General features: G+C 41.6%; 11 protein-coding genes. 6 read left to right on the forward strand and 5 right to left on the reverse strand.

The window, feature by feature from the left end; translation table 11 throughout:
• Positions 1-64 precede the first annotated feature (64 nt).
• Complete coding sequence (locus tag RMY64_RS18665) at positions 65-244, forward strand: hypothetical protein (RefSeq protein ID WP_322700809.1); 180 nt, start codon at positions 65-67, stop codon at positions 242-244.
• A 120-nt stretch (positions 245-364) separates the two neighbouring features.
• On the opposite strand, the gene RMY64_RS18670 is transcribed toward RMY64_RS18665, so the two are convergent.
• Complete coding sequence (locus tag RMY64_RS18670; RefSeq protein WP_322671057.1) at positions 365-1,090, reverse strand: DUF429 domain-containing protein; 726 nt, start codon at positions 1,088-1,090, stop codon at positions 365-367.
• Positions 1,091-1,241: 151 nt separating this feature from the next.
• Here RMY64_RS18670 and RMY64_RS18675 point away from each other — a divergent pair, with 151 nt between their 5' ends.
• Together RMY64_RS18675 and RMY64_RS18680 are read left to right on the forward strand one after the other, a co-directional pair.
• Entirely contained in the window at positions 1,242-2,507 is a 1,266-nt protein-coding gene (locus tag RMY64_RS18675) for a glycosyltransferase family 4 protein (RefSeq protein ID WP_322671058.1), read from the forward strand.
• Between the two features lie 192 nt (positions 2,508-2,699).
• A complete protein-coding gene (locus RMY64_RS18680) occupies positions 2,700-3,566 on the forward strand; it encodes a calcium-binding protein (RefSeq protein ID WP_322671059.1) in 867 nt (288 codons plus the stop codon).
• Between the two features lie 105 nt (positions 3,567-3,671).
• Here the strand turns inward: RMY64_RS18680 and RMY64_RS18685 are convergent, their stop codons facing one another.
• The 3 genes from RMY64_RS18685 to RMY64_RS18695 form a co-directional block, all read right to left on the reverse strand.
• A complete protein-coding gene (locus RMY64_RS18685; RefSeq protein WP_322671060.1) occupies positions 3,672-4,817 on the reverse strand; it encodes a PepSY-associated TM helix domain-containing protein in 1,146 nt (381 codons plus the stop codon).
• A gap of 54 nt (positions 4,818-4,871) precedes the next feature.
• A complete protein-coding gene (locus tag RMY64_RS18690; RefSeq protein WP_322671061.1) occupies positions 4,872-7,490 on the reverse strand; it encodes a TonB-dependent siderophore receptor in 2,619 nt (872 codons plus the stop codon).
• A gap of 153 nt (positions 7,491-7,643) precedes the next feature.
• Positions 7,644-8,633 carry an AraC family transcriptional regulator gene (locus tag RMY64_RS18695; RefSeq protein WP_322671062.1) on the reverse strand — a complete coding sequence of 330 codons (990 nt, stop codon included), beginning with the start codon at positions 8,631-8,633 and terminating at the stop codon, positions 7,644-7,646.
• A gap of 349 nt (positions 8,634-8,982) precedes the next feature.
• Here RMY64_RS18695 and trpS point away from each other — a divergent pair, with 349 nt between their 5' ends.
• From trpS to RMY64_RS18710, 3 genes are all read left to right on the forward strand, one after another.
• Positions 8,983-9,993 (forward strand): tryptophan--tRNA ligase, encoded by a 1,011-nt coding sequence (gene trpS / locus RMY64_RS18700; protein WP_322671063.1) that lies wholly within the window; start codon positions 8,983-8,985, stop codon positions 9,991-9,993.
• Between the two features lie 58 nt (positions 9,994-10,051).
• Complete coding sequence (locus RMY64_RS18705) at positions 10,052-10,981, forward strand: methylenetetrahydrofolate reductase (RefSeq protein ID WP_322671064.1); 930 nt, start codon at positions 10,052-10,054, stop codon at positions 10,979-10,981.
• Between the two features lie 126 nt (positions 10,982-11,107).
• Entirely contained in the window at positions 11,108-11,911 is an 804-nt protein-coding gene (locus tag RMY64_RS18710) for an Rpn family recombination-promoting nuclease/putative transposase (protein WP_322671065.1), read from the forward strand.
• A gap of 147 nt (positions 11,912-12,058) precedes the next feature.
• Here RMY64_RS18710 and RMY64_RS18715 read toward each other — a convergent pair whose 3' ends face one another.
• Positions 12,059-12,304 (reverse strand): hypothetical protein, encoded by a 246-nt coding sequence (locus tag RMY64_RS18715; protein WP_322671066.1) that lies wholly within the window; start codon positions 12,302-12,304, stop codon positions 12,059-12,061.
• Between the last annotated feature and the right edge of the window lie 101 nt (positions 12,305-12,405).

Here is a 12,405-nt window from a genome sequence, read left to right on the forward strand (position 1 = left end):
ATGGACATTGCACAGTAGATGACCTCAATTCATCCCTCTATTATGCAACGCCTTTTCGGTTTGGATGGTCTTCGCTACGCTAGATGAGCTACAGAGCTTGGAGAAACAAAAGATTCCCGTCAGTGAATGGCAAGAAATTTCTTTTGAACCTGAGGAAGGAGTGACGCCACTGCCGATGGATGAAAATGACCTAGAGCAAATCACCCAGGCAATTAAGGGAACGTTTTTTCCCAAACACAATTAACTATAAATCTACAATACCCCGGTTGATTAGTCTAGTTTACTAGGGATAAGATATTGCGACGCGATCGCAATATCTAAATCAGAAGCAAGGACTTTAAAGCAGCATACGCGAAGCCTTTGCTCAAATTCTTTGAGGGATGATAATGTATCCAGTAGTGCGATCGCCTAATACCAAATTACGTTTTTCTCCCCAATACCACCAGTATGCAGCAACATAGGCGCAAATTAAGCTATCTAGTTTATCTTCGGTTGCTTTGAGAGCTGCACCTGTGGTGGGGATTTCAAGAAGAAACAAACCGCACAGGCGCAGAGGAGGAGAGAAGGAGGGGAGAATATCAAGAAGATAATTTTGGAGTTTAATTAGTTCTAGACGGCGCTCATTGAGTCGTCCTTTTTTGTATTTGAGGATGCGTTCTAAGTTGAATAGGTTAACGATTGCTGGGTGGGGGAAGACTTCTATTTGATATCTGCTGAGTTTTTGCGGTTCTATCGTGGGGGCGTGGGCAAAGCCGCGTGATTCTAATTCTAAGCCAAAGTTGATGGTGCGATCGGCGAAGGGTAAGTTTTGATTAGCTGGATAGCATCCCGCATGATATTTGCCAAAGTATTTGTGGCTGAGTTTATCGGGGAGACGACTCCCGGTAGCGTTGGGTATAAGGGTAGGTGCATCTACGGCAATAATGGCTGGCTCATCTGGTTGGACGCTGCGATCGATCCAGGTGAGGATGTCTGCAATGGCATCTTTGCGGTCTAGATCGAGTAGTTGCAGTTGTCCATCTATCCATTCTAAACAGCACAATCCACTTGGTTGAGATTTCCAGCCCAAATCAATGCCAATAAATTTCATGATTATAACACGAATTTGCGATTATTTTCGCATTTTTGGGGAAGCATTTATCTAAGTTTACTTGCTAAAAGTTGTGATAAATAATCTTATAATCTTAAGCAGCTTGTCTTAATTTATTTTATCTGGTAATAATTTAATCAAGATTATTCCAATGAAAGTTTTATTTTTACATCCCAATTTTCCCTCACAATTTCGCAACCTAGCGATGGTTTTGGGTAAAGATCCTAATTGCCAAGTTGTCTTTGGGACAAATCGTCGGGAAGGGGAAATACCCGGCGTTTTTAAAGCTATTTATACTCCTTCTCGTGAAGCTGCACCTCAAACTCACCACTACGTTCGCAACCTGGAAAATGCTGTTCTCACCGCTCAAGCTGTCTATCGCGTAGCAGAAAAATTAAAATCCGAGGGTTTCTTTCCAGATATAGTTTATGGTCATTCTGGTTGGGGGCCAACTTTATTTATGAAAGATGTTTTCCCCAAAGCCGAATTATTGTGTTATTTCGAGTGGTTTTATCACGCTCACGGTTCCGATGCAGATTTCGATCCCAACGATCCGGTGAATGTTGATGATGAATGCCGCATCAGGGTCAAAAATGCGCCGATTTTAACGGATTTATATAGCTGCGATCGCGGTCTTTCTCCAACTAATTGGCAGCGTCAGCAGTTTCCCAAAGAATATCATAGCAAACTCACTGTAATTCATGATGGTGTCGATACCAATTATTTTGTTCCCAAACCAGGTGCAAAGTTAGTTTTACCAAGAATAAATCTGGATCTTTCTCATGTCGAAGAGTTGGTAACTTATGTAGGACGAGGAATGGAACCTTATAGAGGTTTTCCACAGTTTATGGAAACGGTAGCGCTACTTCAGCAGCGACGACCTAAATGCCACGTGGTAGTTGTCGGAGAAAATCGAGTTGCTTATGGTAAAAATCTCCCTGATGGTCAGACTTATAAACAATTAATGCTAGAAAAATTAAAATCATCTTTGGATTTATCGAGGCTGCACTTTACAGATAGGCTACCTTACAATGAGTACCTTCAGGTTTTGCAAGCTTCTTCTGCTCATGTTTATTTAACCCGTCCTTTTGTATTATCCTGGTCAATGTTAGAAGTAATGGCAGCAGGATGTTTACTAGTAGCGTCTAAGACTGCGCCAGTTTTGGAAGTCGTACAAGATGGGATGAATGGACTGTTGGTAGATTTCTTTTCTCCTCAGAATATTGCTAATAGGGTTGAAGAGGCCCTGAATAATCCCCAAGAGATGCAAGCAATTCGTGCGAAGGCGCGAGAGACAATCATCAAGCGTTATGATTTGGCAAAACTGTTACCACAGCATTTGCAATGGATGTTCGCTGGTAAAAGTTCTGATAGTTTAAAAAAGCGCCCAGTTTCTAAAGGATTTGGCAAAAATTAGTCATTGATCGTTAATCATTGGTCATTGGTCATTGGTCATTAGCCTCTTGCATAAATATTTTTGCCTCAAGCAAAGGTGCAAATAAAAGTGTTAAAATAACTAATTTTGTAAGAATGATATTAATTATTATTTATTGGTTAATGACAAATGACAAATGACAAATGACAAAGAAATATAAAAGCGATATGTAAAATGCGAATTATTTTTACCATTGCCCATTTTTTCAAACCTAGCGGTGAGGGTCGTCATGCTTCCCAACGCAAAGACCCGCAACCCCGCTTGCAGGCGTTAACTAATAGCCTTACCGCCTTACACCAATTATTTGGTAAATCTCAAAGTATTATTAACATTGCTCAACGAATAGCTTTTCCTGCTAACCAGCCGCAATCGCATGAACTAGATATTGTTATTTGTACAACCCAAGATAATCATATTTTAAACCAGCTTCCCTTACCATCCCATTTATATAAGCATCATTCTACTAATATAGAACCTCTGCTTTTGGGTTTTGAGTGCCAAGCTGTTCTGCAAAGTTGTCTCGGTCAATATGATTATTACTGCTTCTTAGAAGATGACTTAATTATCCACGATCCCTGGTTTTTTATAAAATTAAATTGGTTTACTCAACAAGCAGGTGATTTAAATTTGCTCCAGCCAAATCGTTATGAAATCTCCCCTTACGGTTTGGTTCATAAAGCTTACATTGATGGAGATTTGGCTTTGCGAGTAACTGCTCCTTTTCAAAATGTGCAGGAGCAACCAGAACTCAAGGGTACAATTATGAATGCACCAATTACCTTTTGTCGTGCCCTCAATCCTCATGCAGGCTGCTATTTTTTGAATGCAAATCAGATGGCTCACTGGGCTAATCAAACTTATTTCCTTGACCGGGATATTAGTTTTGTTGGGCCTCTAGAAAGTGCTGCCACCTTGGGAATTATGAAGACATTTCGGATTTACAAAACCTCACCGGAGCAAGCAAGCTTTTTGGATATTCAACACTTTGGAACTGGATTTCTAGGGTTAATTGGAGGACAGGTAAGTTTAGCAAAGAGGTAAATCAAATTTAAGAGTTTGGTTTTTGTGAGCAAAATTAATGCGACAACAGACGGCTTTGATTTTTTAGGCTGGAACTTTAGGGTTCAGAGCAACGGAAGGAAATCCCTAATTGCGACGTAAATCTGACAGTTCTATTGAGCGATCGCGTTTTTTAGTTTTAGCTTGATAACGATACCGCCACATCACAAAGCCAGTGATAAATAAAATTAAAGGTGCAACCCCGACAAATACATAAAGGATACGGGATGGAAGCCCCCAAAAGGTACCATAGTGGAGAGGAACGAAGGAGTTGAGGACGCGATCGCCCAATGATAACTTCAAACCATTATCAACACGCAAAACCTTACCACTGTATTGATCGAGATAAACATTACTATTCCCATACTCTATATTTTCCTGGGGCAGTTTCATACGAATTTGTAAAGCATTTTCTGGTCGTTCGGGGAAGTAAATGCTTTTGATAACAGCATTTGGCAAAGCAGCATTAGCAATTTTGAGTTGTTGCGTTAGTTTTAAAGTCGATTGACCAGGAATTGGTTTGGATACTGGTTCGGATAGTTTCGAGGTGAATGTAACAGCGTAAATAATCGGCTCAGTCAAATCGTAGAAGTTCCAGCAAAAGCCAGTAAAGCCAGTAAACAATAAAAAAACCACAGTGATAATGCCAGCCACTTTGTGAATGTCAAAGTTCGCACGTTTAGGATGAGCATCAAACTTGATTTTGAAGCCTGCAATCAATCTGCGCCAACCAGGCCAAAGAACCAAACCTGTGATACTAAGAATACACATTAGCAAGGCAGTAATACCAACGATAATAATTCCGGTTTGACCTGCCATCAAGGTATAGTGCAAATTAAGCATTATCCCAATCAGGGTTTGATCCCATAGACGTTGACCCATAATTTTCCCTGTATAAGGGTTGACAAAAACCTCTGTTCTTTGACCATCAGTTGATGCCAATTGTCCTATATAGGGAGTATCTGAGGTATCTGGCAAATAAATCCGAAAAAGCTTCAAGTCAGTTCGTGCAGCATACCTAGCCTGAATTGTATCGATCGCGGACTCTGGGGATAACTGCTCTTTTTGGGGCGTAATGTGTCCATATTGTTGAGCGATGGCAAAATGGTCAAAATCTTGCTCGAACACCAACAAGCTACCTGTCAAGCCAACGATAACTAGTACCAGTCCTACTGTTAAACCAAGATAGCGGTGCAAAGTAAATGCTAAATCGCGTATTTTTTTAGAGTTCATGGTAGAAGCTGTGTGATAGTAAACAGGACTTAATCAGTTCAAAAATTGCAGGAATCAAAACTGTACAGAAAACGTTCCCAGGACTGTTAAAGGCGCACCAGGAAGCAGATAATAGCCTTGAGAATCGTAATAGCGAGTATCAAAAAGATTCTTAAAGTTCAGCCCAACCCTCCAGTTATCGCGTTTGTAGAAAATCGTGGCATCTGCACGTACATAGGAAGGTATTTTGAACGTGTTGGGGAGTGTGGCTTCGCGATCGCCAGTATAAAATAATCCTCCACCAAATCCTAATCCTCTCATACCACCGTCTTGAATTTCATAAGTCGTCCAGAGACTACCTCCAGCACCGGGAGCATTTACAAGTGTGTCACCTACAGGATTATATTGGTCACCTACACTTACAAATGCGTCGTTGACAAAGTAGGATGCAATCAGATTCCAGCCTGGTAGAATCTGTCCAGAAAGGTCAAATTCTAAACCGCGACTTTTCACCTCTCCTATAGGGATGTAATAGTCAGAGTTACCTGGAGTGGGATCGGTTGTAGCAACATTTTCTTTGGTGATATCATAGGCGGCAAAGGTCGCAGATAGCCTGTCTTTAATCAGTTCGGCTTTGACTCCTACTTCATATTGAGTGCCGCGCTCCGGTGGTAGTTGAGTTCCATCTACTGTCCGCGAGTCGCTGGGATTAAACGAGCGGCTGTAGCTGGCGTAAATTGAAATTGGTTTAATCGGCTGATAAACAATGCCAACGCGAGGTGAAAAGGCTTCATTATACAACCGATCGACAGTGGCATCATCAATTGGATCTCTACCCAAAGAATCCAGCAGTTGCGCGCGATTTTTGCGGTGAATAAAGTCATACCTGCCGCCTACTAATAGCTTCAAATTTGGCAGCAATGTTACTTGATCTTGCAGATAAACGGCGATGGTATTGCGATCGAAACGATCGCGTTCTGCTGCTTCATCAAACTCTGGTGGCTGGGAAGCGCCATACACAGGATTGAATAAATCAATACTGGGAGTCAGTGAAACAGAACTTCGCAGATAATCGTAGCCACGGATGTTTTTATTCCACTCCAACCCCACAAGAACTTGATGTTGGATGGAACCCGTGCTGAAATTAGTGATTAAATCGTTTTGCAGAGAATAGTTTTGGTAATAAGCAGGACCAGCGGCAAACCTTCGCAGCACGGTAAGACCATCTACGATGCTATTTGGGCGAAACGCTGATTCTTCAGAATTATTAACCGTAACGGAAAAGCCACTGCGGAACTGGATGTTTTTACTAAAGCGATGATTGACGTTAAGAAATACAGAGTTTGTCTCTTTGGAGAAATAATCGTCTGGCTCCCCTAAGAAACGATTGATCGGAGCATTAAAAATATTTGGATCGGGCGGAAGACCATCATAATAGGTGCGATCGACTTTCAGGTATTCATACTCCAGTGTCAATGTTGTCGCATCACCAATTTTGTAGGTTAATGCTGGTGCGATCGCAAATGTTTCCTGATGATTAAAATCAATAAAACTACCAAAGTTCTCGTATGCAGCATTCAGGCGGTACAGCAACGTTCTGTCTGAGTTCAGCGGCCCAGAAATATCAATGGAGGGACGATAAGTGCTAAAATTCCCAGCTGTAAATTCAGCAGAGTAGTAAGGCTCACTGAGCGGTTGTTTGGTAATATAATTCACCACACCTCCCGGCTCAAACTGTCCGTATAGCACTGAAGCTGGCCCCTTGAGAACTTCAATCCGCTCAATGTTTGTCGGATTCACAAGGTCGTCTTGAACAGCAAAACCGTTTCTCAAGTTGTTATAAGTTGTGAATCCCCGAATGTTGTAATTATCTGTAGACCCAGCATAGCCCCCTTGCTGAGTTACGCCACTAACATTACGTGTTGCATCACCAATCCGCGTAATTTGCTGATCCTTGATGACTTGTTGAGGAATGACTTGAATTGACTGAGGTATATCGCGCGTAGGAGTATCAGTTCTAGTCGCAGTTGAGGCATCAGGTACGTTATATCCATCCTGTTCGCCCGTCACTACTAGTTCAATCGGTTCATCACCTTCTGCTGATGGTGTTGGCTGTGTCTGAGTTTCTGGCTGACTTGCAGGACTTGGTTGCGTTTGAGGTTGCTGCTGCGATAGCGCAGGAGTTGCAGCATTAGCCACAGAAAATATTAGACCCTCGTCTGGACTGTCAAACAACTCGACAACTGGTACACTCGCTTTGCCCATCACTGTTACTCGAATAGTATTGGCATCAAAGTTGGTAACAGTTATTTCAGTAACACCCGCAATTGGTTTATCCGAGCGGAATGTAAAAGCCTCACCACTAGGTAAACGCAGCTGTGCATTGGGAATATCAGCAATGAAGTTATTACCAGCACTGCGATTTGCGATCTGCAACTGTTCGCCTTTAGATGTCTGTAAAATCACCTCTACACCCTTGTTAGTAGAATTTGCCTTAACTCCCGTCACCTGCACAACTTCTGTTTGTGGCGTTTGGTTTTGTTGTTCTATCTGAGCCAGCCATTCTTTCACTGTTCTTGCAGAGCCGTCTAGCTCTTGTCCACCATGAATTTGAGTTACTTCCTTTGCCTGAGTTGGTTGTATAACGACAGCAATAATCAAACAGCAAATGAACCAAGATTGCGACAGCTTCATAACTCCACACACTCAACCGTATTTCTAAAAACCGAGCCGATTATTTGAGAATTATTATTATCTAACTCTATTTAGGAGAATACGGAAATTTAGGCGATCGCATATATCTGAAACTGGATTTTTTTTCTCGCAATCGGGATTCACCTTTTGCTATCAGCCTTTGCAGCGACGATAATCTCTAGGGGTTACGCCAAATTGTCGCTTAAACAGGTAGCCAAAATGACTTATGCTTTCATATCCCACTTGAGAAGCAATTTCTGCAATGGTTAAATTAGTGCCGAGTAGTAACTGTTGTGCTTGCTCTAGCCGTAAGGATTGCACATACCCACACACCGTAGTGCCAAAAATTTCTCGAAATCCCCGTTTCAGCTTAAAGTCATTGAGTCCGATTTGTCTGGCTAGATTTAGTAGAGAAGGTGGATGCTGGAGCTTTTGATTGAGAATCGCTTTAGCATGATGTAAACGTTCAATTTCATCGGGACGAAAATATAGCGATCGCTCCAATAAAAGATTATTTTCTCTCCACTGAGCAATTTGAAGCGTCAGTAGTTCCAAAACTTTTGCTTCTAAATACATTTGTCTGAGTGTTTCTCGGAACGGACACTGCAATATTTGCTTCAGCACCAATCGCATCGCCGGCGTGATGGCTCCTAATGGCTGATGAAAACGCTCTTTTGTCGGATTTTCGATCAACTGCTGGAGCAGAGTTGGTAATTCCTTGAAGCTACCCTCAAAACTAAAAAGTAAATCAGGATACCAATAAATACTGATACACTGCTTGCGTTGGTTCGCCGTAAAATGCTCAAACTCCCGAATCTCAGGCAAATAAAATAAGTAGTTATAGCCTGCAACTTCTTCATAATCGTCCCTAACTCCAGGCACATTTGGCGTAGTGGTTCTCATTCCACCAGACAGAAAAAATTTAGATGTCAAAAAAGACGAATCATCGTGTTCGCCCTCAAGAACTACTGCTTCCGAATAATCGCTTTCTTGAATTACTAGCTCAAGGCGATCGCGCAGCATAGTCCAGTGACTACTCACTTGACCAAACCAGGTAGAAAATTTTACTTTTCCCTGATAGTGATTAAGCTGTACATCGTCACATAATTGATTAAAGTCTGTCTCGGTTAAACGAATAGTCATGATAATACTCTCAACAAGCAATTGAGAATAGTATCTATTAAGAGGCAAAGCGATAGCAACTGAAAATATTATCTAAAAAGAGTATAAGTAGGTCAGCACAATTAAAGCTAATTGGCTAGGGCTGTTCGGCTGTTCTTTGTCATTAGTCCTACTGAAATTCAGATCAAATCTGCTGTCATTACTAAATCTATAATTCTGCAACGGCCAGTTGACCTGGAAAATGTCAAAATTAAATGAGTTTTGCGTAGGCGAGTTTGGGTTGATGCAGCCTCTTGTAGATGAAGAAAAGCAAATTGTCACCACACCGCCACTTTACTAGCGTGGATTTGAGATAACTAAGTTGAAATTTATGGGCAAGCAACGTGTTCTTTCTGGAGTTCAACCAACCGGCAATTACCATCTAGGTAACTATTTGGGAGCCATTCGCAACTGGGTAGAAGGTCAGAGCGAATACGAAAATTACCTTTTTGTGGCTGATTTACACGCGATTACAGTGCCACACGACCCAAAACAGTTGGCAGCTGATACCTACACTCTTGCTGCTCTTTATCTAGCTTGTGGTCTTGATTTAAATCACTCCACCATTTTTGTTCAATCCCACGTTTCGGCCCACAGTGAACTCACTTGGTTGCTCAACTGCATTACGCCTCTAAACTGGCTGCAAGATATGATCCAGTTTAAGGAAAAGGCTGTTAAACAAGGAGAAAATGTGAGTGCAGGCTTATTGGATTACCCTGTGCTGATGGCATCTGATATTTTGCTTTACCAAGCCGATAAAGTGCCAGTGGGTGAAGACCAAAAGCAACACTTGGAATTGACACGGGATATTGCAGCTCGGTTAAATCACCAATTTGGTAAACCAGAACAACCAGTTTTGAAGTTACCAGACCCTTTGATTCGCAAAGAAGGGGCAAGGGTGATGAGTTTAGCGGACGGTACACGCAAAATGTCGAAGTCCGATCCTTCAGAGTTAAGCCGAATCAGTTTGCTAGATTCACCAGAGCAGATTCAATACAAAATTAAGCGTTGTAAAACCGATCCGATTCGTGGGCTGACTTTTGACGATCCAGCGCGTCCAGAGTGTAATAATTTGTTAACGCTCTATACATTGCTTTCAGGGAAGAAAAAGGAAGATGTAGCTGTTGAGTGTCAAGATATGGGCTGGGGACAATTCAAGCCATTGTTGACAGACACAATTATTGAGTCTCTGAAACCAATTCAAGAAAAATATCACTCGATAACGGCGGACAAAAGCTATTTGGAATCTGTGTTGCGGGATGGAGGGGAAAAAGCTAGAGCGATCGCCAATCAAACTTTATCACAAGTCAAAACGGCTTTAGGCTATTCTCTTCCTCTATAAGTTTTCACCTTTAGGTGTGATTTGTTATACCATTTAAGAAATTGAAAAGCTTAATGTTATGCATCACACCCACAGCCCCACAGGTTTAAATGACTTTCGCAGAGCTGTACAAGCAGGTAAATTTCTAGTTACTGCCGAGGTAGCACCGCCGAAGGGGGGAGATCCAGCGCACATGATTCAAATGGCGGCGACTCTTAAGGGGAGAGTTCATGCCGTCAATGTTACTGATGGTAGCCGCGCCGTGTTAAGGATGTCTTCGTTAATGGCATCGGTGATTTTATCACAGAATGGCATAGAGCCGATTTGTCAAATTGCTTGCCGCGATCGCAATCGTATCGGTTTACAAGCTGATTTGATGGGCGCTCATGCTTTAGGCATAAATAACATTTTAGCTTTGACTGGCGACCCAGTAAAAGCAGGCGATCATGCAGATGCCAAAGCAGTGTTTGACTTGGAAGCTGTGCGATTGCTGCAACTGATTCGGAAGATGAATCAAGGCGTTGATTGTAATGAAAAACCCTTGACTGATGGAGCCTTAGATTTATTTGTTGGTGCAGCAGTAGACCCGCAATGTAAAAGTTGGTCGGGTTTACAAAGTCGATTTGAACGCAAAATCGAAGCCGGAGCGCAGTTTTTTCAAAGTCAATTGATTACCGATTTTGATCTGCTAGAAAAGTTTATGGATACGATTGCTGCTGGTTATAAAAAACCAATTTTGGCAGGAATATTTCTGTTGAAATCAGCCAAAAATGCCCAGTTTATTAATAGATGTGTTCCGGGTGTAAATATTCCCCAACATATTATTGATAGATTGGCAAAAGCCAAAGACCCTTTTGAGGAAGGCATAAAAATTGCCGCCGAGCAAGTGCAGATAGCGCGGCAATTATGTCAAGGAGTTCACATGATGGCGGTGAAGCGTGAAGATGCGATCGCGCCAATTTTAGATTTGGCTGGGATTGCTCCAGTGAATCAATTGGTATCTATGTAAATTAGACAATGAATCTTTTATTAAAGCAGATGGTTATTTCTATCTGCTTTTTTTGTGTTGAAACAGACGCGGTTACACTATTTTTGGTAGACTTTTAATATTCAATGTTCCCTTGACTAAATTTAGGTGCAAACTGACAAAATATTTTATAGCTTATTTCAAGCTTTTCCTAGCATATTTTTTGCCATAATTGGCGACACAACTGCCAATATCAACGCATATCAATTTGTTTCAGTCGAGCTAAAAGAAACTGCTTTCAGGATTGATGGGGTATTCATCCCCACAAGTGAAACTACAAACCAACCACTTTACTTCGTTGAAGTTCAGTTTCAATTAGACGCAAATTTTTATAGACGCTTCTTTGCCGAAATCTTCCTTTACTTGCGTCAAAACGAATCAGTCAATTTTTGGCGTGCAGTTGTCATCTATCCGCAACGAAGTTTAGATCCAAACGATCGGCTACCGTATCAGCTGCTGCTAGACAGTTCACAAGTGCAACGAATTTATCTAGATGAATTAGATACGAGGGAGAACTCACTTCAAGTTGCGATCGTTAAATTAATTATTGAAAGAGAAGAGACAGCCCTTGACAAAGGTAGAGAATTGATTTTACAAGCAAGGCAACAACTGGCAGATGAATCTACCAGCAAGCAAATTGTAGAATTGATAGAGACTATTCTGTTATACAAATTTACCCAGTTAAGCCGAGAGGAGTTAGCAGAAATGTTGGGTATAGACGACGAATTCAAAAAAACACGGATGTATCAATCAATCAAGGAAGACGGCTTAGAAGAAGGTCGCCAGGAAGGTCGCCAGGAAGCTAAGTTAGAAGCTATTCCCCGATTGTTGGCATTGGGATTGAGTGTAGAACAAGTGGCGGTGGCTCTCGATTTAACGGTGGCGCAAGTAGAGCAAGCAGCCCAGAATTAGTTTATCTTATACTGGGCAGTGCTTGCCTCTAATTTAATCAGCAAGTGTAACGGTCAATAGCCTGTTTTAAACATCGCCTCTTTTTGTTTTAGCTAAACCAGAAGCGATGTCTACGACGGGTTTACACCTACGAACTCAAAACCTGGGTTACATCTTACCGTGTTCCAGCACTTGTTGTAGATGTTGGCGAATCTCTTGTGCGTGTTCAATATCAGATTGCCGCAATTTTTGGAACAACTCTACACAAGGTTGAGAACCTACTTGTTCTGCATCTTTGATGTAGGTATCGTAAGCTTTAACAGCTTCAGCCTTGTTGTGCAAAACGGTGACAAAATCATACTCCAAGTCGCTAATCGCTGTTTGAGACTGTCCGTTACCTGTATTTGTAGTCATAGCTTGAACCTCTTTTAGAATTTCTAATTAACGTTATATTCACCCTTAAAGAGCGATTCATCTTCCAAAAAGAGTATATTTCAATACGTCGGAAGTAACTT

The organism is Nostoc sp. DedQUE08 (genome assembly GCF_034530895.1).
GTDB lineage: Bacteria > Cyanobacteriota > Cyanobacteriia > Cyanobacteriales > Nostocaceae > Nostoc.

Bases quoted from the DNA above. Each gene is read 5' to 3' on its own strand.
- RMY64_RS18665 (WP_322700809.1), top strand. From the start codon at position 65: ATGGTCTTCGCTACGCTAGATGAGCTACAGAGCTTGGAGAAACAAAAG.
- RMY64_RS18670 (WP_322671057.1), bottom strand. From the start codon at position 1,090: ATGAAATTTATTGGCATTGATTTGGGCTGGAAATCTCAACCAAGTGGA.
- RMY64_RS18675 (WP_322671058.1), top strand. From the start codon at position 1,242: ATGAAAGTTTTATTTTTACATCCCAATTTTCCCTCACAATTTCGCAAC.
- RMY64_RS18680 (WP_322671059.1), top strand. From the start codon at position 2,700: ATGCGAATTATTTTTACCATTGCCCATTTTTTCAAACCTAGCGGTGAG.
- RMY64_RS18685 (WP_322671060.1), bottom strand. From the start codon at position 4,817: ATGAACTCTAAAAAAATACGCGATTTAGCATTTACTTTGCACCGCTAT.
- RMY64_RS18690 (WP_322671061.1), bottom strand. From the start codon at position 7,490: ATGAAGCTGTCGCAATCTTGGTTCATTTGCTGTTTGATTATTGCTGTC.
- RMY64_RS18695 (WP_322671062.1), bottom strand. From the start codon at position 8,633: ATGACTATTCGTTTAACCGAGACAGACTTTAATCAATTATGTGACGAT.
- trpS (WP_322671063.1), top strand. From the start codon at position 8,983: ATGGGCAAGCAACGTGTTCTTTCTGGAGTTCAACCAACCGGCAATTAC.
- RMY64_RS18705 (WP_322671064.1), top strand. From the start codon at position 10,052: ATGCATCACACCCACAGCCCCACAGGTTTAAATGACTTTCGCAGAGCT.
- RMY64_RS18715 (WP_322671066.1), bottom strand. From the start codon at position 12,304: ATGACTACAAATACAGGTAACGGACAGTCTCAAACAGCGATTAGCGAC.